20 protein-coding genes and 1 tRNA gene are annotated in these 23071 nt (G+C 43.5%); 12 read left to right on the top strand and 9 right to left on the bottom strand.

Annotated elements, in window-relative coordinates; genetic code table 11:
* Positions 1-104 precede the first annotated feature (104 nt).
* From NFR61_RS03130 to NFR61_RS03115, 4 genes are all read right to left on the bottom strand, one after another.
* The gene (locus NFR61_RS03130; RefSeq protein WP_251620524.1) at positions 105-1121 is read right to left on the bottom strand and encodes a GNAT family N-acetyltransferase; all 1017 of its coding nucleotides are present in this window, start codon (positions 1119-1121) and stop codon (positions 105-107) included.
* Positions 1122-1127: 6 nt separating this feature from the next.
* The gene (locus tag NFR61_RS03125) at positions 1128-2018 is read right to left on the bottom strand and encodes a DUF2156 domain-containing protein (protein WP_251620523.1); all 891 of its coding nucleotides are present in this window, start codon (positions 2016-2018) and stop codon (positions 1128-1130) included.
* Between the two features lie 76 nt (positions 2019-2094).
* Positions 2095-2760 carry an MgtC/SapB family protein gene (locus NFR61_RS03120; RefSeq protein WP_251620521.1) on the bottom strand — a complete coding sequence of 222 codons (666 nt, stop codon included), beginning with the start codon at positions 2758-2760 and terminating at the stop codon, positions 2095-2097.
* A gap of 2 nt (positions 2761-2762) precedes the next feature.
* Complete coding sequence (locus NFR61_RS03115) at positions 2763-4265, bottom strand: potassium/proton antiporter (RefSeq protein ID WP_251620519.1); 1503 nt, start codon at positions 4263-4265, stop codon at positions 2763-2765.
* A 171-nt stretch (positions 4266-4436) separates the two neighbouring features.
* Between NFR61_RS03115 and NFR61_RS03110 the strand changes: the two genes are divergently transcribed.
* From NFR61_RS03110 to NFR61_RS03100, 3 genes are all read left to right on the top strand, one after another.
* Positions 4437-6098, top strand: a complete 1662-nt coding sequence (locus NFR61_RS03110) for a putative transporter (RefSeq protein ID WP_251620518.1) — start codon at positions 4437-4439, stop codon at positions 6096-6098.
* A 73-nt stretch (positions 6099-6171) separates the two neighbouring features.
* Positions 6172-6735, top strand: coding sequence for an RNA polymerase sigma factor (locus NFR61_RS03105; protein ID WP_251620517.1), 564 nt, complete (start codon positions 6172-6174; stop codon positions 6733-6735).
* A 2-nt stretch (positions 6736-6737) separates the two neighbouring features.
* The gene (locus NFR61_RS03100; protein ID WP_251620516.1) at positions 6738-7484 is read left to right on the top strand and encodes an energy transducer TonB; all 747 of its coding nucleotides are present in this window, start codon (positions 6738-6740) and stop codon (positions 7482-7484) included.
* 50 nt (positions 7485-7534) lie between these two features.
* On the opposite strand, the gene recQ is transcribed toward NFR61_RS03100, so the two are convergent.
* Positions 7535-9709, bottom strand: a complete 2175-nt coding sequence (recQ, locus tag NFR61_RS03095) for a DNA helicase RecQ (RefSeq protein WP_251620655.1) — start codon at positions 9707-9709, stop codon at positions 7535-7537.
* Positions 9710-9979: 270 nt separating this feature from the next.
* Between recQ and NFR61_RS03090 the strand changes: the two genes are divergently transcribed.
* The 8 genes from NFR61_RS03090 to NFR61_RS03055 all read left to right on the top strand — a co-directional run bounded on the left by NFR61_RS03090 (position 9980) and on the right by NFR61_RS03055 (position 18669).
* Positions 9980-10945, top strand: a complete 966-nt coding sequence (locus NFR61_RS03090; protein WP_251620515.1) for a KpsF/GutQ family sugar-phosphate isomerase — start codon at positions 9980-9982, stop codon at positions 10943-10945.
* Positions 10946-10977: 32 nt separating this feature from the next.
* Entirely contained in the window at positions 10978-13464 is a 2487-nt protein-coding gene (locus NFR61_RS03085) for a DUF5686 and carboxypeptidase-like regulatory domain-containing protein (RefSeq protein WP_251620514.1), read from the top strand.
* Positions 13465-13525: 61 nt separating this feature from the next.
* On the top strand, positions 13526-14263 hold the full coding sequence (gene lptB, locus NFR61_RS03080; protein ID WP_251620513.1) for an LPS export ABC transporter ATP-binding protein: 738 nt from the start codon (positions 13526-13528) through the stop codon (positions 14261-14263).
* Between the two features lie 84 nt (positions 14264-14347).
* Positions 14348-14429 (top strand) — tRNA-Leu (locus NFR61_RS03075).
* Positions 14430-14491: 62 nt separating this feature from the next.
* On the top strand, positions 14492-15844 hold the full coding sequence (gene tig / locus NFR61_RS03070) for a trigger factor (RefSeq protein ID WP_251620512.1): 1353 nt from the start codon (positions 14492-14494) through the stop codon (positions 15842-15844).
* 114 nt (positions 15845-15958) lie between these two features.
* Entirely contained in the window at positions 15959-17176 is a 1218-nt protein-coding gene (locus NFR61_RS03065; protein WP_251620510.1) for a M16 family metallopeptidase, read from the top strand.
* 10 nt (positions 17177-17186) lie between these two features.
* Entirely contained in the window at positions 17187-17828 is a 642-nt protein-coding gene (locus NFR61_RS03060) for an O-methyltransferase (RefSeq protein WP_338150532.1), read from the top strand.
* 46 nt (positions 17829-17874) lie between these two features.
* Positions 17875-18669 carry a thymidylate synthase gene (locus NFR61_RS03055; RefSeq protein WP_251620506.1) on the top strand — a complete coding sequence of 265 codons (795 nt, stop codon included), beginning with the start codon at positions 17875-17877 and terminating at the stop codon, positions 18667-18669.
* On the opposite strand, the gene NFR61_RS03050 is transcribed toward NFR61_RS03055, so the two are convergent.
* Positions 18666-19658 carry a glycosyl transferase family 90 gene (locus NFR61_RS03050; RefSeq protein ID WP_251620504.1) on the bottom strand — a complete coding sequence of 331 codons (993 nt, stop codon included), beginning with the start codon at positions 19656-19658 and terminating at the stop codon, positions 18666-18668. The genes NFR61_RS03055 and NFR61_RS03050 overlap by 4 nt on opposite strands.
* Before the next feature lie 131 nt (positions 19659-19789).
* On the opposite strand from NFR61_RS03050, the gene NFR61_RS03045 reads away from it, so the two are divergent.
* Positions 19790-20278, top strand: a complete 489-nt coding sequence (locus NFR61_RS03045) for a dihydrofolate reductase (RefSeq protein ID WP_251620502.1) — start codon at positions 19790-19792, stop codon at positions 20276-20278.
* A 92-nt stretch (positions 20279-20370) separates the two neighbouring features.
* On the opposite strand, the gene NFR61_RS03040 is transcribed toward NFR61_RS03045, so the two are convergent.
* Genes NFR61_RS03040 through NFR61_RS03030 form a run of 3 tightly spaced genes read right to left on the bottom strand, consistent with a single transcriptional unit; the run spans position 20371 to position 23071 of the window.
* Positions 20371-21123, bottom strand: coding sequence for a lipopolysaccharide kinase InaA family protein (locus tag NFR61_RS03040; RefSeq protein ID WP_251620500.1), 753 nt, complete (start codon positions 21121-21123; stop codon positions 20371-20373).
* The gene (locus NFR61_RS03035) at positions 21116-22255 is read right to left on the bottom strand and encodes a glycosyltransferase family 4 protein (protein WP_251620498.1); all 1140 of its coding nucleotides are present in this window, start codon (positions 22253-22255) and stop codon (positions 21116-21118) included. Before NFR61_RS03035 ends, NFR61_RS03040 begins: the two co-directional genes overlap by 8 nt.
* Before the next feature lie 9 nt (positions 22256-22264).
* The gene (locus NFR61_RS03030) at positions 22265-23071 is read right to left on the bottom strand and encodes a LicD family protein (protein WP_251620496.1); all 807 of its coding nucleotides are present in this window, start codon (positions 23069-23071) and stop codon (positions 22265-22267) included.

The following is a 23071-nucleotide window of genomic DNA, read 5'->3' as shown; positions in this document are numbered from 1 at the left end:
TCCTGTGTAAGGAATAAGCAGAAATTCCACACGCCGACATCAGATTGTATAAAATTAAGAAATTTTAGGCAATTGTCGATGGATGAAGGAAAGATTTGTTGGGATTATTCCAGCATGAGGCTGATAAATCCAGGTTTTTCAAATAGTATTTGGGTGAGTTCCCGGATGTTCAGGTCGTAGTCGGTTTTGTTGATGCCTTTGCCGGTGCGGAATGCTTTTCCGTTGGTTATTCGGTAGTATCCGGTGTTGGCGGGAATGAAAGGGTCGTTTACGTGCAGGAAGCGTGTTTTTTGTGGGTGGGTGGCTGCATAGACGGAGAGTGTCTGGAATACGTTGATGACGCGTGCCATTCCTTTTTGGATTTGTTGTTTGCCGGGGGTAACGGGCACCCGGCATTCTATTTCGCTTTTTCCCCAATGATAGGCAGCGGTTTGCAGAAGTGCTTCTTTTTCCTCTTCGCCGTCGTACAGAAGTTCGTTTATCATGATTTTATCAGGTTGGAGTGAGGCCAGGGAAAGCCCTGTGATTTGTTTTTCCTGATTTTCAATGAAGAAAAGATGACCTCTTGCCAGGTGCAGGTCTTCCAGAATGATTTGGAAGTCTTCCGGGGAATGTTGTATGCAGTTGTCTCTTTTTTCCATCTGTTTTTTGAAATAGGCATAGAGTCTGGGGATGTCCGCTGTTTCTGGGGAGATGATGGAGACAGCGGGATTGTTGTGACGGACGGGCAGGTAGTAGTTTTCCGGAGTATAGGCAAATACGGGCGAATATTCTAAACGGCTATAATATTCGTATAAGGAGTTGTCCTGCGGGATTAGGACGGAAAAGGCGATTTTCCGGTTTCTCATGGTTTCAAAGGCTTTGATTAACAATTGGCGCATGTATCCTTTGGAGCGGTAGTCGGGATGGGTGCAGGCTCCCGATATGTAAGAGGTCATGACTTGCGTGTTGCACCAGGTCATCGGATAGGGAAGCATTTGCAAGGCGGCGACAACGTGCTGTCTTTCGGTGTGTACGAGAGTGTTGTGGTCGCTGTATTTTTTAGAGAAATAGAAATGTATGAATTCTTCCGTATCGGAGAAACAGGTGCGCCAAAGTTGAATGACTTCTTCTTTTATCATGGTGGATTATTGTTTGGTTGCGATATATTTTTCCAGCAGGAATGCGGGATGATAAGAGAGTTTTGCTTTTCTCAGTCCCGGTATTCCCAAGTCTTCTTCCCGATTGATGTAAAGGTATTGTTCGGGTAAATGACTGACAAATTCTTGATTGATGATGTTATAGGCTCCGTCAATGTGCGTGTCCGCTTTTTCAAATTGCACGTCAAAGGTGTTGTGATTGACGGGAGAGCCTAAGGTGAAGGCTACGATTTCTTCGTTTATTGCAATGGCTCCTCCGAGGAGTCCTAATTCTTCGTAATGCTGTAGGGCATGAGTCAATGCCTGACGTTCGTTTTGCAGGCTTGTTTGTGATGTACAGTCATGTTCTTTACACCACCGGCGTTCTAGTTCAAGGCATTTGGGAATGATTTCCGGTGTTAAATTCAAGTACCGGTAATCGTATGCTTTTTTGAATTTATTGATGTGGTTGCGTTTGGGCTGGTAGTTTTTGCCTTTTAGTCCGGATAAGTCGGATCGCAGGTAGATGTAATCGAAGTAGTCCCGGTATGCCGTGTAATGAAAGGCGGAGGGGAAGACTGTTTCTAAAGTTTTGTGTATTTCGCCGTATATTCCTTGTATGAGCAGGGGATGTCCTTCTTGAGCGGCTTGTTTTTCCAATGTCCGGATGATGGAAATGATGTTGCCTGTTCCGATGGGCATCCGATAGAGTGTTTTTCCGGTTTCCGTCTGAAAGCGTATGATGAGGCAGTTGTCTGTGATGGCGTAACTGCTATTGTTTTTGAAGTGCCAACAGTAGAGATTGGAAAAGGATAAGTCACTGTCCTGTGATGAATGAGGATAGGTGAAGGATGTGATTATCCCTCTGTCCTGAAGGGTTATAGGAGTGAATGTAATCATGTTTGTTATGAGTTTACGGTACTCATTTTCGTTTTTTACGAAAGTTTTGTGTGTTAGGTTTAATCTTTTGAAAGGATTATTCCATTTTATTGACCGTAAGGTTGGGAAGAGATTGGATGAATTGGAAGATAACGTTTTGTTCACTGATTTTCCGTATTTTGATAATCATGGAAATGTGGTAAACTTTCGTATCCCCGTAGTGTTCTTCTTCGGTGTTGTAATTGGTAATGTGGTGGCCTTGTTTGTTTAGGTAGGCGGTGATGGTTTCCAGGTTTTCTTTTTTTTCGGTGGAAAAGACAAGCAGGACACTGTGAAGTCCTACACCCGGTAGAAAGAAATGGGTGAGTTCCAGTCCGGCCAGTATGAGTATGACGCCGGCGATACCGATGTAATACATGCCTCCTCCGATGACGAGACCGATAGCTGCTGTCGCCCATAATCCGGCAGCTGTTGTCAGACCCCGAACAAATTGTTTTTGAATCATGATGGTTCCGGCACCCAAAAATCCGATGCCGCTGACGACTTGTGCGGCGATGCGTCCGGGGTCGCTTTGGATTCCGGGTGTACCGATCAAGTCTTCAAATCCGTATTGGGATACAATCATAAAGAGTGCGCTTCCCAAGCATACCAAGAAGTGGGTGCGCAGACCGGCTTCTTTGGCCCTGTATGTCCTGTCAAGCCCGATAAGGGCGCCTAAGCATGCGGCAACGATTAGTCTTAAAATTAAATCCCAAAATAACATGATTAATTTTTTTCTAATGTGTAATTTTCTATACCCAGGCTTTCATAAATGTTTATCAGTTCCTTGTCATTGTCACTGATGACCAATAGTTTGTCTCCGGGTTGGAGATGGGTTTTGCCTTTGGGAATGATGTAGGATTTGTCGCGTTTTAGCATGGCGACGAGGGTGTTGTCCGGTAGCGGCAGGTTCATCAGCAAATTCCCGTTTTGTAACAGTTGTTCCGTGATTTCAATCTCTGACATGGCGGATTTGATTTCTTCCGGTAAGGTCATGCCGAATGTATTGCCGGTTTTCGGAGCAGGTTGATCCAATTTTAACCATTGGGCAACAGAGGAGATACTCATTCCTTGAACAATGAGTGAAAGGATGGTGATGAAAAAGACTACGTTGAAAATAAGGTCGGCATGCGGAATACCGGCTATCTGCGGATAGGTGGCAAAGATGATGGGAACGGCTCCCCGTAGTCCGACCCAACAGACGAACATCCGCCCTTTGAAAGAGACTCTGCGGAAAGGAAGCAGGCATAAGAGTACGCCTATGGGACGGGCAATGAATATGAGGAAGATACCTACAAGAAGGCCTAAGGTTGCTACTCCGAGCAGTTCGTGCGGATTGACCAGCAGTCCTAATGTGAGGAACATGACTATTTGGCATAACCAGGCGAATCCGTCAAAGAAGGTGATGATGCTTTTTTTATGAATAAAGGTATGGTTGCCTACGACGACGCCTCCGATGTATACGGCTAAGTAGCCGTTGCCGTGTAATAAGTTGGTGAAGGAGAATATGAAAAATACCAAAGCCAGCAGAAGTACAGGGTAGAGGGATTCGTACTGGATATTGATTCGGTTGAGTATGAGGACAGCTAAACGTCCGAGCAAATACCCGCAAACGGCACCGACACTTAACTGAATAACAAGTTGTAGCGATAGTTGGCTGAAACTCATGCCGTCCGATTGTATCATTTGGATAAAAAGGATGGTGAGCAGGTAGGCCATGGGGTCGTTACTACCGCTTTCCAGTTCCAGCATGGGGCGAAGGTTCTGTTTAAGATGAAGTTTTTTAGAACGCAGAATGGAGAATACGGATGCGGAGTCCGTGGATGACATGACGGAGGCGAGTAATAAGGCTTCTGTCAGGCTTAGGGAGAGATTCCGATCGGTGAGACCGCAAATCCAAAAGACAAATACTCCTGTGATAAATGCTGTTGTGAAAACACCGAAGGTGGCTAATACAACCCCTTCCCCGATAATCGGACGTATTTCTTTCATTTTGGTGTCCATACCGCCGGAGAAAAGGATGATGCTTAATGCTACCATTCCGATAAATTGAGCTTGAGTAGGACTGTTGAACTGAATGCCGACTCCGTCACTGCCAAATAGCATTCCTACGACGAGGAACAGTAATAAGGCAGGAACTCCGAACCGGTATCCGGTTTTTCCGACAACAAGACTGACAAAAAGGAGAATAGAGCCTATAAGTAAAATATTTTCAGTGGAAAAGGACATGAGTAATTGTTTTAGGTATAGTTGTAATTGCTTGTTTCAATTCCTTTTACAAAAGTAATTAATTTTTTTCTGATACGAAGAGTGTAAGGGAAAAGTTAAGGAGAATAAAATGGAGAATTAAATATTACCTTTGCGCCGTTTTTATAGGATGTGATATTTATTTTACTACACATGGAATGGTTAAAGGGGCTTTTGGTGGAACAGTCCGTTATTCAGGCGGTTGTTGTGATTTCCTTGATTACGGCCATTGGTTTGTCATTGGGTAGAATCCGTATAGGGGGAGTTTCTTTGGGTGTAACGTTTGTGTTTTTTGTTGGTATTTTGGCGGGACATTGGGGGGTGGTTATCGATTCGACGATGTTGAATTATGCGGAGAGTTTCGGATTGATTGTGTTTGTGTATGCGTTGGGTTTGCAGGTGGGGCCCGGTTTTTTCGGTTCTTTCCGGAAGGGAGGGATTACGTTGAATGTACTGGCTTTTGGGGTGGTGATTATTGGTACGGTGATGGCGGTGGTTTTGCATGTTGTAACGGGAGTGTCTTTACCGGATATGGTTGGAATTTTGAGTGGTGCGGTGACGAATACGCCGGCATTGGGAGCCGCTCAGCAGACGTTGAAACAGTTGCAGATAGAAGCGACAGATCCGGCGTTGGGATGTGCCGTAACTTATCCTTTGGGGGTTGTAGGCGTGATTATGGCGTTGGTGGTTCTTCGTAAGATATTTCCTTTACAGGAGACGGAAAGCAAGGGAAAGGAACGTAAATCGCATGCGACGTTTATTGTCGGGTTTCAGGTGACCAATCCCGGTATTTTCGGAAAGACGGTGAGGGATACGGCGTTGTTGGCGTATCATAAGTTCGTTATTTCCCGTTTGTGGCGTGACGGCAAGGTAACGATACCGACATCGGAAACGGTGTTGCAGGAATATGACCGTTTGTTGGTGATAACCTCCGAGGCGGATGTGGAAACTTTGACGATGCTTTTCGGTGAACAGGAGCATGTGGATTGGAATAAGGATGATATAGACTGGAATGCGATTGACAGTCAGCTGATTTCGCAGAGGATTGTGGTTACCCGTCCTGAAATTAACGGGAAGCGCCTGGGGGCACTTCGTTTGCGCAATCATTATGGAATAAATATTACCCGTATTTATCGGGCAGGGGTGGAGTTGTTGGCGGTGCCGGATCTGGTGCTTCAGTTAGGGGATAAATTAACTGTAGTGGGAGAGGCGAATGCTATTGCGAATGTAGAGAAGGTGTTGGGAAATAAGCTGTTGAGTTTGAAGGAGCCTAATTTAGTTGCGGTGTTTATCGGGATTGTGTTGGGATTGCTGCTGGGGAGTATTCCTTTTCGGATTCCTGGTGTGGAGTATCCTGTGAAATTGGGAATAGCCGGCGGGCCGATTATTGTGGGAATTTTGATGGGGGCATTTGGTACCCGTATGCGAATGATTACTTATACGACACGGAGTGCGAATTTGATGTTAAGGGGATTGGGGCTTTCGATGTATCTGGCTTGTTTGGGATTGGATGCGGGTGTTCATTTTTTTGAAACGGTGTTTCGTTCTGAAGGGCTTTTGTGGTTGGGACTGGGGTTTTCGATTACAGTTATACCGGTGATGATAGTTGCTTTGTGGGCATTGAAAGTAATGAAATTGGATTTCGGCGCTGTATCCGGTATGTTGTGTGGAGGAATGGCTAACCCGATGGCATTGAATTATGCGAATGTTATTTCACCGGGGGATAATCCTTCGGTGGCTTATGCTACGGTATATCCGCTGGCGATGTTTTTACGGGTTATTCTTGCCCAGTTGGTTTTGATGATTTTTTTGTAGTAAGAGTGTTTTCTTTTCTTTGGTTGTTTTTTTGTCGGAAAATTGTCATCTTTGTAAAGATAGATTTTTGCACTTGAAAAGGATAGCCAGAACTGTTAGCGATGAGGAACTTTTGACGGCTTATTGCCAAAAAAAGGATAAAGAGTATTGGAGGGTACTCTATGAGCGCTATATGCCTTTGGTTTATGGAGTGACATTGAAATATCTGAAAAGACCGGAGGATGCAAGGCAAGCTGTGGTATGTATTTTTGATGATTTAATGACAAAGGCTTCTGTGGAGTCTGTTCCAATATTTAAATCCTGGCTTTATGATTATGTTCGAGATTATTGTTGGAAGGAGTTGAGGGAACGTTTTGCCGATTTGTCTGTGACGCTGGATGAAAATCTTGCAGAGTTTTGCGATGGTTTTAATATTGATTTTATAAGAGGGGATGCGGCAAATGAGCGAGTACTTCAAAAGTGTATGGAGAGTTTGCCGGAAAAGCAGCGAATCAGTATCCGGCGTTTCTTTATGGAAGACCGTTCTTATAAAGAGATTGAAGATAGTACGGGTTTTCCGTTGAAGCTCATAAAAAGTTTGGTCCAGAATGGGAAAAGAAACTTGAAGTTGTGCTTTGAAAAAAAGGAAATTGTATAGTCATGACGGACGTGAATAGTCGGATATTAAAATATTTACGTAGTGACCGGAGAGGAAAGGAGGCAAATGCTTTGGAACGGGAAGCATTGAATGATGCTTTTTTATATGAAGCGCTGGAGGGCTTGGCAGAACAGCAGAGGGAACAGTCGATTCGGGATATTGAATTTTTGTCACGATGTTTAAAAGTACGGATAAATACGAGGTGGAAAAGAAAGCTTGTTTGGATGGGAACTGCTGCTGTCATATTGGTATTTTTTGTGGTTGGTTTGGGTATTTATCGTTGGTGTGGAACACAGCCGTATAAAGAGGAAAGTTTTGTATATGTGGATGAAAATAAGGAGGTGGCAGAGGTTGTGTTTGAGCATGAGGGATTACAAGATTCTTTAAGTATACAGAAGAGTCAAGTAACGGAAGAGGTGGACATTGTTCCTGAAAGTGCAGATGAAGAGTGGGAGTCTCTGATGAAAGAAAATAAAGGTTCTGTGCCTTTTGGAGGTTATAAGCAATTTTATCGGTATATACAAGACTCGTTACGTTATCCGGAAGATGCTTTACAGCAACGGCGGGAGGGAAATATAAAACTGTCGTTTTATGTGAATAAAGCGGGGCGTCCTTCTCATATTAGGGTGGTTAAATGGATTACTTATTCGTGTAACAAAGAAGCTATTCGGTTATTGTGTGAAGGACCAGCATGGAATTATACGGGAGATACCAGTTTTGTGCTGATTCCTTTTCGTTTACAGAAATAATATTTTTATTAAGAAGTTAAAAGAGCCTATCGATGATAGGCTCTTTTGTTTTAGTTTCCGTGTTTGGAATGAAATTTCAGTCGCATTAACCGTAAATCTTCTTCGGAGTAATCTCCGTCAAATTCTTCATAGGCCTCTTGGATGTTATCGGTTTGGGCTTCCATAAAATAATCGAATATCTCTTTTTGTTGGTCGTCATCCAACATTTTATTGATATAGTAATCTATATTCAGTTTGGTTCCTGAAAATACGATAGCTTCCATTTCTTTGATTAGTTCTTCGTAAGTTAATCCTTGAGCGGAAGCGATGTCTTCCAAATCGATTTGGCGATCGATGTTTTGAATGATGTATACTTTGAATTTGGATTTGTTGGGAGTGGTTTTAACCACCATGTCTTGTGCCCGCTCGATTTCATTGTCTTCAACGTATTGTTTGATGATAGCAATGAATTCTTTGCCGTATTTTTGTGCTTTTCCTATTCCAACCCCTTGAATGTTAGCCAATTCCTCCAATGTTATGGGATAGTTTATACACATGTCTTCCAATGAAGGGTCTTGAAAAATGACATAGGGAGGAAGGTTATTTGTTTTAGCGATTTTCTTACGCAGATCTTTTAAAATGGAAAATAAGGTAGCGTCCAAAGCAGAAACACCGCCTTTTTCTTGAATCTTTTCTTCGTTTTCTTCAAAATTACGATCTTCCATCAGCATAAATTCTTTTGGATGTTCAATAAAATCTAATCCCTCTTTCGTTATTTTAATTACTCCGTATTGTTCAATATCTTTTTCAATGAAGTGGCTGATTAAAGCCCGGCGGAATACCATTGTCCAAAATTGTCGGCTTTTTTCAGCTCCACTTCCGAACATTTCCAGTTCGTTGTGTTTGTATGATTTTACGGCAGAGTCATTTTCTCCTAATAAGATGTTGACTAAATGCTCTATTTTGAATTTCTCTTTGACTTCCGTAACCAATGTCAAGGCGTCAAGCATGTATTCTTTGCCTTCAAATTCTTTTTTGGGATATAAACAATTGTCGCAGCAACCGCAATTGTCTTCATCGTAATCTTCTCCGAAATAGTGAAGTAATACTTTCCGGCGACAGATAGAAGTTTCTGCGTATGATACGGTTTCCAACAGCAATTGTTTCCCGATTTCCTGTTCGGCAATCGGTTTGCCCTGCATGAATTTTTCCAGTTTTTGTATGTCTTTGTAGCTGTAATATGTGATACATAAACCTTCACCTCCGTCCCGTCCGGCTCTTCCCGTTTCCTGATAATATCCTTCCAGGCTTTTGGGTATATCGTAGTGGATGACAAACCGAACGTCCGGTTTGTCTATTCCCATACCGAAAGCTATTGTTGCAACAATGATGTCTACTTCTTCCATCAGGAATTTGTCCTGATTGGAACTTCGGGTAGCGGCATCCATGCCGGCATGATAAGCGGCTGCTTTAATGCCGTTGATTTGCAGTACTTCTGCCAGTTCCTCCACTTTTTTACGACTTAAGCAGTAGATAATACCGGATTTACCTTCGTGGTTTTTTATGAATTTGATAATATCTTTCGTCGGGTCGTTTTTGGGACGTACTTCGTAATAAAGGTTGGGTCTGTTGAATGAAGATTTGAATACTTCGGCATCCAACATGTCCAGGTTTTTTTGAATATCGTGTTGTACTTTTGGAGTCGCAGTTGCAGTTAAAGCAATGATGGGAGCTTTCCCTATTTCTTCTACAATGGGACGTATTTTGCGATATTCCGTCCGGAAGTCGTGTCCCCATTCCGAAATACAGTGTGCTTCATCTACGGCAAAGAATGAAATGGGAATTTTTTGTAAAAATTCGACATTGCTTTCTTTGGTTAGAGATTCAGGAGCTACGTATAATAGTTTGGTCTTTCCGCAAATAATATCTTCTTTTACTTTAGTTATTTCTCCTTTGGTTAGCGATGAGTTCAGGAAATGTGCAACTCCTTCCGCCGCACTGAAGGAACGCATGGCATCTACCTGATTTTTCATGAGGGCGATAAGAGGGGAAATAACAATTGCCGTACCTTCTGATATGAGTGCTGGAAGTTGGTAACAAAGAGATTTACCCCCACCTGTCGGCATTAATACAAATGTATTTTTTCCTGCCAGTACATTTTTGATAATAGCTTCTTGATTTCCCTTGAAATGATCGAAGCCAAAATACTCTTTTAATTTCGCATGTAAATCAATCTCCAATGCCATTGTATTAATCATATTTTCCGCACCTTCAGAGAAGGAGTTGCAAATTTAAAACTAAATTCGAATGAACAAATAAAATCAATATAATTTTACACCTGTTTATTGTCTTCCAAAATAATTATTTGGAGTAGTAGGCAATTCTTATTTTCGGCCTTTTGTTGTACTTTTGTCTTTGAGTAAAGTTATAGAAAAAATTATTCCTGCAAGATTTTTTCTGATTTTTTTTGGCATAAATATTGTAATTATTTTTTTGTTTTGTAAATGAATATAAATATGATTGATATTAAGGACGTTGCAAAGAAGGTTGTCATAGAAGAAGCTGACACTGTGCGGAATCTGGTAGGGTTTATAGACGATGATTTCGAAAAAGTAGTGAAACTGATTTATGAAAGCAAGGGGAGAGTGATCATTACCGGCATCGGAAAGAGCGCGGTTATCGCTCAGAAGATTGTGGCGACACTGAATTCTACGGGCACGCCTTCCGTTTTTATGCATGCCGCCGATGCCATACACGGGGATATGGGTATGGTGAGAGAGGAGGATGTGGTCATTTTCATCTCCAAAAGCGGAAATACGCCTGAAATCAAGGTGCTGGTACCGCTTATCCGCAATATAGGGAATAACCGGATCGTGGCCATGGTTTCGAATACCGATTCATTTTTGGCGCAGAATGCCGAATATGTCATAAAGGCACATGTGGAGAAAGAGGCCTGCCCGAATAATCTGGCGCCGACCAATTCCACGACGGCGCAGCTGGTCATGGGGGATGCGTTGGCCATGTGTCTGATTGCCTGCCGTAGTTTTTCCAGTCGTGATTTTGCAAAATTCCATCCCGGTGGTTCGCTGGGCAAGCGTCTGTATACCCGGGTATCGGATGTCTTTGATAAGGAGAATCGTCCCCGGGTAGCCCCGGAAGACGGTATCCGTTCCGTAATCGTGGAAATGTCGGGAGGATGTCTGGGGGCTGTTGCTGTGGTTGATGAGTCGGAGCATCTGTTGGGAATTATCACGGACGGGGATTTGCGCCGCATGCTTGAAAAATATGAAGATGTGGACGGCTTGAAGGCCAAAGATATTATGTCCCGGCAGCCTAAAACCATTTCGGAAGAAGAATTGGCCTACAATGCTTTTATGCTCATGGAGAAGAACAGTATTACCCAGTTGGTGGTTACAGGAGAGGAGCACATATATAAAGGTATGGTTCATTTGCATGATATTTTACGGGAGGGAGTGGTATAAGCGTATCATTTTTCGGATAGATGTATAGTTGAATGAAAAGGACCGTTGTATTATTGGTTTGGCTGCTGGCGGCATCCTGTATCTGGGCGCAGAGTACTCGTGTGCGGGGAAAGGTGACGGATGCGAAAACGGGCGAACCGCTTCCGTTGGTGAATGTGGTGTTTAAAGGCTCGTTTGTCGGGGTCACTACTGATTTTGACGGGATGTATTCCATAGAGACCCGGGAAGCCGTGGAGGAGTTACAGGCGTCATTCGTCGGCTATGTATCCCAGACCCGAAAGGTTGCCTTGGGAACCTATAATACAGTCAATTTTAAGCTTCAGCCTCAGGCTTTTGCCCTGGAAGAGGTGAAAGTGACACCGGGAGAGAATCCTGCTCATGCTATTTTGCGAAATGTTTCCAACAACAAGAAAAAAAACAATCCCGATAGGATATCCTCTTATTTCTGCAATACGTACACTAAAATGGAACTGGATCTGACCAATATGAGACCCGGTTTTAAAAACAAGAAGCTGCAGAAGAATTTCGGTTTTATTTTTGACCACATCGATACCTCCGTGGTGACGGGAAAAGCATATCTGCCCATCATGATTTCAGAGGCTTCTGCGGATTATTATTTCAGAAAATCCCCTTCTCTGTCGCGGGAAATCGTAAAGGCAAGCCGGATTTCCGGAATAGAGGAGGACTATACGCTGGCGCAGTTTACGGGGCATCTGCACGCTAAGTTCAATCTGTACGACAATTATATCGACATTTTTGAAATCCGTTTCGCCAGTCCGCTGTCCGAACACGGATTGCTATATTATAAATACTTTCTGGTCGACAGTATGCGGGTGGAGGGACGGAAGACATACAAGATCCGTTTCCATCCCAAATCGTTTTCCACACCGGTACTCGACGGAGAGGTGAATATCGATTCCCTGTCCTGGGCGTTGCAATCCGCCCATGTGAAGATGATGAAGGGACTGAATGTGAACTGGCTGCGGCATCTTGTCATTGAAAATACCTATCAGCTGCTGACGGATTCGGTGTGGTTCCCGAAACAGGACAAGTTGTTCGCCGACTTTTCAATCGTGATGTCCGATTCGTCGAAAGTGGTTTCTTTTCTGGGAAACCGTCAGGTGGACTATTCCCGGGTGATGCTGAATCCGGTGATACCCGAAAAGGTCGTGAAACTGGACAACAATGTGATTATCGATAAGTATGTGCTGAAAAATGATGATTCCTATTGGGATACCATTCGTCCGTATGCACTGAGCAAACAGGAAAAGGATATTTACCGGATGGTTGATTCCATCAAGAATGTACCTCTTTATCAGAGTATATACACGATTGTCACCACTGTCATGGGAGGATATTACGACACGAAATATATTGCTGTCGGTCCTTATTACAAGCTGTTTAGTTTTAATAAGCTGGAGGGCTGCCGTTTCCAGTTGGGAGCCCGGACGACAGAAGATTTCAGTAAAAAAATCCGGCTGTTCGGGCATACAGCCTATGGGACAAAGGACGAGAGGTTTAAGGGAGGGGGCGGTTTCACTTACTCTTTTAAAGAATTGCCTACTTCTCAGCTGACGATGTCTTTCAAGCACGATGTGTTGCAGTTGGGGGCGGGGGTGAATGCCTTTACGACGGGCAATATCCTGAGTTCTGTTTTTGCGCGGGGGAACAACGACCGTCTGAGTATGGCGAATCAGTGGGATGCGCAGTTCGAACAGGAGTGGCGGCAGGGTTTTTCCAATACGCTGGCGGTGCAGATTCGCGACATTTTTCCGTCGCGTTATGTTCCTTTTGTGAAACCCGACGGCGAAGAGGTGAAATCCGTTCAGTCCACAATGTTGAAACTCAATACCCGCTTGTCGAAAAATGAGATTGTGATACGGAAGACTTTCGACAAGTATTCCATGGGGTCGGATTATCCCATTGTAGGAGTGGATTTATCCATGGGTGTTAAAGGGCTGTTTCGGAATGACTATGAATTTTACCGGCTGGAAGGAAATGTCAGTTATGATTTTCCGGTAGCACCCATGGGAAAATCGTACATGGTACTGAGCGGTGGAAAGATTTTCGGCAAGGTGCCTTACCCTCTGTTGAAGCTGCACGAAGGGAACGCGACCTATTTTTATGATCCCTATGCGTTTTCCTGCATGAATTATTACGAGTTCGCCTCCGATCTGTGGGCTTCTTTTATCTGGGAGCATCATTTCAAGGGCTTCTTTTTAGGGAAGATACCTTTGATGAAGCGGTTGAAGTGGAGGGAAGTGTTTGTTTTCAAGGGGCTGATTGGAACACTGTCCGACAAGAACAACGGAAGCCTGCCCGGTACCGATGCCTGTCTGCTTTTCCCGGAGGGGATGTCTTCCGTATCGAAGCCCTATTTTGAAGCCGGAGTCGGTATTGAAAATATTTTCCGGGTGTTCCGCGTGGATGCCATATGGAGGCTTACCCACCGGCATAGCGTGCCCGGACAGAAGGTGCAGAACTTTGCAGTGAATTTCAGTGTATATTTGGACTTTTAGTTTTTCCTTTTCGCGTTTTTATGTATTTTTGTAAAATATAGGCACTGACTTTTGACGTGTTATGATACTGAGAGCAGAAGATTTAGTAAAGAAATACAAGAGCAGAACGGTCGTAAAAGGTGTTTCCGTGGAGGTGCAGCAGGGAGAGATTGTGGGGTTGCTGGGTCCCAACGGGGCAGGCAAGACGACTTCTTTTTACATGATTGTAGGCCTGATTACGCCTAACGGGGGACGGATATTTCTGGACGATACGGAGATTACGAAAGAACCGGTATATCGCCGTGCGCAGCTGGGCGTGGGGTATCTGGCGCAGGAGGCTTCCGTATTCAGGCGGCTGAGTGTGGAAGATAATATCAAGGCTGTGCTGGAAATGACGAAGATGTCGAAGCAGGAACAGAAGATGCGCCTGGAGGAGATGCTCGACGAATTTGGATTGCAGCATATTCGTAAGAGTTTGGGGATACAATTGTCGGGAGGGGAGCGGCGTCGTACGGAAATAGCCAGAGCGTTGTCCATACGGCCTCGTTTTATTCTGTTGGACGAACCGTTTGCCGGTGTGGATCCGATTGCAGTAGAAGATATTCAGGGAATTGTCAGAAAATTGAAGGATAAGAATATAGGAATATTGATTACTGACCATAATGTTCAGGAGACGTTGTCAATAACGGACAGGGCTTATTTGCTTTATGACGGAAGAATTCTTCAGGCGGGAACAGCGGAGGATTTGGCTGCTGATCCGGAAGTGAGGAGGGTTTATTTAGGGAAGAATTTTGAGTTGCGCAAGAAGAAGGAGGAGTGACATTGGGAGAGGGGGAATTTTCTTAAAGGAGTTTTGGAAGTTTAAAATTTTAATATACTTTTGCAGAGCCTAAAAAAACGGTAGGCGGGCGTGGCGAAATTGGTAGACGCACTAGACTTAGGATCTAGTGTCGCAAGACGTGGGGGTTCGAGTCCCTTCGCCCGTACGGATTAAAAAGCCGCCTAAAAGGTGGCTTTTTTCAGGTTTGATTCATTTAAAATTTAGAGCATGAATATAACGAGGACCTCAAGCGATGATTTGAATGCCGTCATCAAGATTCAGTTGAACAAGGAAGATTATTCTTCGCGTGTTGATAATGTATTGAAAGATTATCAAAGAAAAGTGGTGGTTGACGGTTTCCGTAAGGGAAAAACCCCAATGGGCATTGTTAAGAAAATGTATGGGAGAGCGGTATTGGTAGAAGAGATAAATACCGTATTGGGAGAGGCCTTGAGTAATTATATCAAGGAAAATGATTTGCATTTGCTGGGAGAACCGCTTCCGAGTGAAACAGAACAGAAGGAAGTGAATTTGGAGGATGACAACTTTGAATTCGCCTATGACATTGCTCTGTCTCCAGAGGTAAATGTGAAGTTAAGCAAACGTGAGAAAGTGCCTTATTATGTGATTAAGGTTGATGGTGAGATGATTGATAAGCAGGTTGAGGGGATGTGCAAAAACAGCGGAGAAATGGTGCCGGTGGAAGAGGTGGAAGGCACGGAGTATTTGAAAGGGGAGATCATTGAGCTGGGTGCCGACGGAAAAGCCAAGGAAAACGGTGTCCGCAATGAGGATGCTTCTTTCTCTCTGATGTATGTGAAAGACGAGGAAGCTGCAGCCGCCTTCAAGGGTGCCAAGAAAGGGCAGGAAGTGAAGTTCAATGCGGTGAAGGCATTCCCGAACAAGACGGATTTTTCCAATATGCTGGGTGTGACTAAAGAAGTGGCAGAAAATGTCAATCCGGAATTTTGTTTCATCATCAATGAAATCAAGCGTTATGTCGATGCAGAAGTAAACCAGGATTTGTTTGATAAAGTATACGGCAAGGACACGGTGAAGACAGTGGAGGAGTTCCGCGCCAAAGTGAAAGAAGATATTGAAAAACAGTTGAAAGGTCACTCCGAATATCGTTTTACAATCGATGCCCGGGAGAAATTGTTGAAAAAGAATAAAGATGTAGTATTGCCCGAAGCTTTCCTGAAAAGATGGATTCTGGCTGTAAACAAAGGAATGAAGGCGGAGGAAATCGAAAAAGATTTCGAAGGTTACCGGGATGAATTCAAGTGGCAGGTTGTGAAAACGGCCTTTATCCGCGAGTACGGTCTGAAAGTGGAACAGGAGGACATGAAAGTGGTGGCTCGCGAGGTGGCCGCCGCCCAGCTTCAGCAGTACGGTTTGTACGGACTGACAGACGAGCAGTTGGACGGGTTTGCCGTAAAATTGCTGGAAGATGAAAAACAGCGCCAGCATTTGTACGAACGCGCCGTGGACAATAAAGTCTTTGCGGCGATCAAGGAGAATGTGAACCTGGAAGAGGAAGCAATCTCCATGGCGGATTTTGAGAAATTATTCCAAAAATAGTTTCTTTTTCATTAACATCGAGCAGGCCGGGAGATTTTCTCCCGGCTTCTCTTTTTGTTTTTTGTAGTGAATTGTTACGTATAAGTTTTATTTTTGCGGTCAGAACGAACCGATATGTATCAGACCTATATTTTAAAGAACGGTTTAAAGGTAATTCATGAGGATGCGCCGACGAAAGGGGCGTATTGCGGGCTGATTATAAATGCCGGGAGCCGGGATGAACAGCCGGAGGAGACGGGCATCGCCCATTTTATCGAGCATGTGATTTTCAAGGGAACCGGAAAACGGAAGGCCTATCATATTCTGAGCCGCCTGGAAGATGTGGGAGGAGAACTGAATGCCTATACGACGAAAGAGGATACGTGTCTTTATGCCTCGTTCTTGCCCCGGGATTATGAACGGGCTCTGGAATTGTTCGCGGACATTGTATTCAATTCGGTTTTTCCGGAGAAAGAGATAGAGAAGGAAAAGGAGGTAGTGATTGATGAAATCAATTCCTATAAAGACAGTCCCGGCGAATTGATTTTTGACGATTTCGAAGAGCTGGTTTACAAGGACGAACCTATCGGCAGAAACATACTGGGTACAGAGGAGGCAGTGAGGCATTTCGACCGAAAGCAGATACTGGCATTCGTGAACCGCAATTATAAGCCCCAGCGGATGGTCATCAGTTCCGTAGGGAATATACGTTTTGAGAAACTGGTGCGTATCGTCGAGAAGTATTTTGGAGGGATTCCGGGTGACACTTCCCAGGTGGAACGCAAAAAGCCCGCTTTATATATCCCTCAGAAAAGGGAAATATCCAAGGGGACGCATCAGTACCATTGCATAATAGGCAATGTTGCTTACGATTACAGGGATGAGAGACGCCTGCCGCTTTCCCTGTTGGTCGATGTATTGGGCGGAAATGGTATGAATTCCCGATTGAATCTTAATATACGCGAGAAATATGGTCTGGCGTATAATATAGAGGCGGCTTATACGCCTTATTCCGATACGGGGCTGTTTACGGTCTATTTCGGTTGCGATGCCGTCGATCTGGAAAAGTGTCTGAAATTGTGCCGTCGGGAAATGGAGGGGTTGTATCAGGAACCTATGGGAGAGGTGCAACTGCGGAAGGCCAAGACGCAGGTTATCGGCCAGCTGACCTTGTCTGCCGATAATCATGAGAATACGATGCTGTCGATAGGAAAAAGCTTTCTGATATACGATAAAGTGGACAGCATTGAAAATCTTTGTCAGAAAGTGGGGGAAATCGATGCGTCGGCTTTGCAGCGGATTGCTGCCGAGATTTTTGACACAGACAAACAGTCGGTGCTGATTTATAAATAGCAGGTTAATAATAAAGGCGGATATGGATCTGGAGCTTGAGGCGTATATCACGGAGCATAGCGAGAAAGAGCCGGCGATTCTGGCGGAACTGGACAGGGCTACTCATCTGAATGTGATGCGTCCCCGAATGCTGTCGGGGAATTTGCAGGGGCAGTTCCTGAAAATGTTGTGTGAGATGATACAGGCGCGGCGGGTGTTGGAAATCGGTACCTATACGGGTTATGCGGCGATTTCCATGGCGATGGGGATACCTGCCGGGGGAATGGTCCATACGATAGACATAAATGATGAACTGGAAGATATTGTCAGGGATTTTGTACACCGGAGCGGGGTGGAGGAAAGGATTTGCTTTCATGTAGGAGATGCCTGCGAGGTGATTCCCCGCTTGGATGAGGTCTTCGATCTGGTATTTATCGATGCGGACAAGCGGCAGTACCTGGATTATTACCGGTTGGTTTTCGACCGGGTGCGGCCCGGCGGCATGATTGTGGCGGATGACGTGTTGTGGGACGGGAAAGTGGTGGATACCCAAAGCCGGGATGCCCAGACGCGGGGAATACTCGAATTCAACGATTTCATTCAGTCCGACTCCCGGGTGGAAAATATTTTGCTGCCCGTCCGTCACGGGCTTATGCTGATACGAAAAAAATAATATCTTTGCAGACAAACCGGTTTTCCGGTATTAATTTTCTGTTATCATGAGGCAATATTTAGATTTATTGGACCGGATATTGAAAGAGGGACACCGGAAAACGGATCGGACGGGCACCGGGACTATCAGCGTGTTCGGTCACCAGATGCGTTTTGATTTGCAGAAGGGATTTCCCCTGCTTACGACGAAGAAGCTTCATCTGAAATCGATCATTTACGAATTGCTGTGGTTTTTGCAAGGCGATACCAATGTCGCTTATTTGCAGGAGCATGGAGTGAAAATTTGGAACGATTGGGCGGATGAACACGGGGAACTGGGACATATATACGGGTATCAGTGGCGTTCCTGGCCGCGTCCGGACGGTACGCATCTGGATCAGATTTCCCAGGTGATACATGATATAAAGACTACTCCGGATTCCCGGCGGCTGATTGTCAGTGCGTGGAATGCCGGCGATATTGAGAATATGGCGCTGGCTCCCTGTCATGCGTTGTTTCAGTTTTACGTCGTGGACGGGAAATTGTCGTGCCAGTTATACCAGCGCAGTGCGGATACTTTCCTGGGAGTTCCTTTCAACATCGCTTCCTATGCCTTACTGACCATGATGGTGGCGCAGGTATGCGGATTGCAGCCCGGTGAGTTTGTACATACGCTGGGGGATGCGCACATTTACCTGAATCACATCGAACAGGCGGAGTTGCAGTTGAGCCGTGAACCGCGGGCTTTGCCTCATATGGAGGTGAATCCGGAGGTAAAGGACATTTTTGGTTTTAAATACGAAGATTTCGTCTTAACCGGTTACGACCCTCACCCTCATATCAAGGGGGCTATCTCGGTTTAATTGATTTGACCGGTTTGTAAGAAATACTTTTGTAATACAAGGAGAGAAATGAGTTTCTCTCTTTTTTTGTTTTTAAACTGTTCGATATATTCGTGGGCGTGATTGATAATTTCTTGCGCTTCTTCAGGGTGTGTAATATAATAGTTTATTCGTTCTTCCAGATCAGAATAGTCTGCTTTAATACGGATATAGTGATAGTCTGGAATGAGGGTACCTTCCATAAACCATGTTTCAAATTCTGGTTCGGGCATGACAGCAATGGAGTTGGAAGACATAATCCATTTTAGGTTGCTGGAAACATCGTTGCCCTCAAGAGCCATGATGAATTTGTATTGTAGGTGCTCTTTAATAGTCATTTTAGGCTTTTTCCATATACTTGGAAGTCCGTCATTGTATTTGCCGATGTCGCCTAAATCGCATAAAGGATGTTGGAAATACATTTCCATGAAACGGATTCTTTTTTCTTTCTTGTTTGATTTCCCTCGGAAGAGGACTTTATTCTCCTTGGCTTCAAAAGGAATATGATCATTCACAAAAATGAAATGCCGGATTTTATTGAGTTTCATAATAACGGAATTGGCATTATCTCCTGCAATGGGACGACTTTTTACGATAGCAGGGATTTCTGGAATGTAAGTAATGTCGCCAAAACGATAGCTCCACTTGAAATACTGTGGAAACCAACGGGCAAATTCGTAACTGTCAAAAAAGTATACGGTCCCGTTTTTGGGAGCGACTTTTTTATATGTGTGTTCGTGTAAGGAAGGAACTGTTTGTGGTAAATGGATTAATGTGTTCAGCTTATTATAGTAATTGACTCTTTCTTTGATGTAATTATAGTCTTTTCGTTTGGCTGCTTTTTGTAAAATGGATTTTAAACGGATTTGATATAGAAATTTAGGTAGTAAATGATAGACAGGAAACCAATGTAAGTAATATGTAAGTTTACTGTTTTTACCGCTTTGAAGTTTATAAAGTAGTGTGTTCATTAAATTTCTTTTAATATGCTGACAAATATACTATAAATCAGTTAGAAAGAGCAAAAAAAGATAATTCTTGATTTTTTTCTGAATTTATATCCTATTTTTGTTGAAAATTAGTCGGTTTTAAATGGGAAGATATGCAGTTATCGATTATAGTTGCGGCATCAGAGAATAATGTTATAGGACGGGATAATGCTTTAATTTGGCATTTGTCGGCTGATTTGAAGCATTTTAAGGCCTTGACGACGGGGCATACGGTAGTTATGGGACGCAAAACATTTGAATCGATAGGTAAGGTATTGCCGAATCGACGCAACGTCGTCATTTCTCGGAATCCTGATTTTGTGGTGGAAGGAGGTGAGGTGCTTGCATCTGTTTCGGATGCATTGGCTTTGGTGGCAGCAAAAGAAGAAGAGGTATTTGTTATTGGTGGGGGAAAAATTTATAATGAATTATGGCCTTATGCGGATTATCTTTATCTGACCCGTGTATATGTAGAGGTAGAGGGAGATACTTGTATTCCTGCGGTGAACGAGGAAGAATGGGAATTGGAGAGTAGAGAGGATTTTAAAGCGGACGAGAAGAATGAGTTTGATTATTCATTTTTGAAATATCGGCGAATTTAAAGTTATTCATGCAGTTTGATCTTTCGATATTTGCATTTTATAATTTCTGTGTATTGCAGCGTTTTATCAGTGTATTGACAAATCTTTATCGGTTAGAATTCTAAAGGAAATTCTGCCGGACGTTTACGGATGGCTTTTTTCCAGTAATGCTGGCGGGCAGTTAATATTTCTGTACATACAGTGTTTATATCCATTCCTCGTGTTTGGGCATACGCTTGGGCAATGATGCGGAACATTTCAGGTGGTCCCCAGAGGCGGGTGAAATTGGCACATCCTTTTTTCAAAGATACCGGACCAAAATGCATCCGGTTAATATCTATTATGCAAAATTCGGGTTTGTCGTTTTTTAAGTCGAATAAAATGTTACCGGGAGAATAATCCTGATGATAGATGCCTTTTTCGTGAAGTTGTGCCGTATATTTACCAAACTCTTGGAATATTATTTTGTTGGCTTCTGTTAGAGGACTGTTTCCGAACTCATAGAATCTACGGGGGTAAGGGACGTGCAGGCTGATGAAATAACTGTACGCCAAGAGTCCTTTGTTTTTTTCAATGATATAGGCAATGGGTGTGGGGGTGTTGATTCCTTTTACCTGAAGTTGCAGGGCATATTCATAAGCCCTTTCCGCCTTGGTTTGTCGCAGATATAAATAAGCGAATCTGTTTATCAAGAGCGGGATGCGGTAGCGTTTGACATTGATTTTTAAGCCTTCGACTTCAAACACCTTGATTTTATTTCTGCCATCATGGATGTATTCTCCTTCAAACAGGAAAATTTCTGGCAGACGGGAAATGAAAGTTTGTAAATAGGAGTATTGGGTATGTAGGACAATCTTTTTACTCATATCGTCGGTAAATTTCTTGATAAAGTTGATGTATTTGTTGGGTCAGGCTCTTTGCTTCGAATTGTTGTTTGGCAAAAAGGTAACCTTGTTCAATCATTTCTCTTTGCCTGTTTTCGTCGGAAAGAATCGTTTCAATGGCATGTGCAATTTCCTCCGGGCTATCTGGGTCAATGTAGCAGGAAGCTGGACCGCCGGCTTCAGGTAAAGACGACCTGTTTGAGGTGATGACCGGAACCTTGCTCAGCAAAGCTTCTGTGACAGGCAAACCGAATCCTTCGTAATAAGAGGGATAGATAAAAATTTTTGCCTTTTGGTAAAAAGCCTGTAATTCCTTGGTGTCATGAAGATTGTGGATGAGAATTAATTGTTTGGACAAATTCGCTTTGGTGGCATATTTTAATACTTCCTCTTTGTATTGATGTCCATTGCCGACTATCACCAGCGGAATTTGCATCTGGCGGGGTAGTAAGGGCAGTGCTTTAACTATATGAAGCAGATTTTTCCGGGAATTGATCGCCCCCACATAAAGCAGATACTCCTCGGGTAGATGAAATTTTTGTATTGTTTTTTCTACGGCTTCTGGAGTTTGTAGTACCTGAAAGGTAGGTTGTATCGCCTGGTAGATTACTTGAATCTTTTCGGGTGGTGTGCCAAAATATTTTATGATGTCTCGTTTGGTGCATTCACTGATGGCAATGATTTTGTCTGCATGCTGGCAGGCATATCTGAATTTATAGTTGTAAATGCTCCGGTCGATAGCGGTGTACATGTCCGGAAAAGTCCGGAAAATAATATCGTGTATGGTGACAATGGAGCGGATTCCTGTCTGGTCGATATGAAATGGAAGTTCATGGCTTAAACCGTGGTAGATGTCTATCTTATCCTTTTTCAAGTCTTTTTTGATAAAAGATGAACGCCATGCACTTTTGAATAAACCGTTATGACAGCGGGTATGATAGTCCGGATTGTTCAGGAAAGGCTCGGTGGTTAAATCTTTTTTGATTTTTGGTGTATAGAGATAATATTGATTCTTTGGGAAATACTGATGTAAGTTACTGACTAGCGTCCGGCTATAATTTCCTAATCCGGTGAAGTTGTTGTATAGTCGTTTGGCATCGAATCCGATTTTCATAGAATGTATTTATTGACTTGCGTAAGGTTTGTTTAAGTCTAGGAAATGAAAATTATGCTGACGTTGTTTTTCTATCGGCGGGATTTTCATATAGTCTCCGTATTTGTTGGATAGATAGATATGCGGCTCCTGAGGTCCAAATACTTGCTTGTTTTCAAATAATATTGGAGTTGGAGTTCCAAAAATCATTTTTGGCAATATACCTTTGCGGCCATCATCGTAATCGCAGACTTTTTCCGATTCATCAAAGTCGTATCTGGTCATTAAATCTTGTAATTTCTTCTGAAGTCCGGGGCGTGTATATAGCTGCCGGGCAAGCAGGGGCACCCAAGAGCTGGGACCTTTACCGTGTTTATAGGGATCCCTGAAAATGAAATATAACATTTTGTTATAAAAGGCAAAACGACTGAAATGCCATATTTGCAGGAGTTTGTTTTTGGGTACTCCGTCTAGGGGAAAAACATCGATATAGATACCTCCGGTATATTTCAAGTGTTTTCTTTCAATCAACGTAGTTCGAGCATCTTGGATTTTAGCGAAAGACAATGGATATTCCGGATCATTTTGTCCGTTTATGGCCTCGTAATGTTCCGGTAACCATTCTTTGGCATGTGTCATAAAAAGGTCGTAGTCTTTACGGGGCATCCCGATGTCTAAATCATCATCCCAGGGAATAAATCCCTTATGGCGCAGGGCTCCAAGCAAGGTGCCTGCTATGATGTAATAGCGTAAATGATGCTGTCGGCAGACCTGGTCGACAGCTAATAGAATATCTAATACTTTTTGATGGACTGCTTGTATATCGTAATTGGGCAT

The sequence above is a fragment of the Odoribacter lunatus genome (genome assembly GCF_943193135.1).
Classification (GTDB): Bacteria; Bacteroidota; Bacteroidia; order Bacteroidales; family Marinifilaceae; genus Culturomica; species Culturomica lunata.
This window is presented reverse-complemented; position numbering and strand designations above follow the sequence as displayed.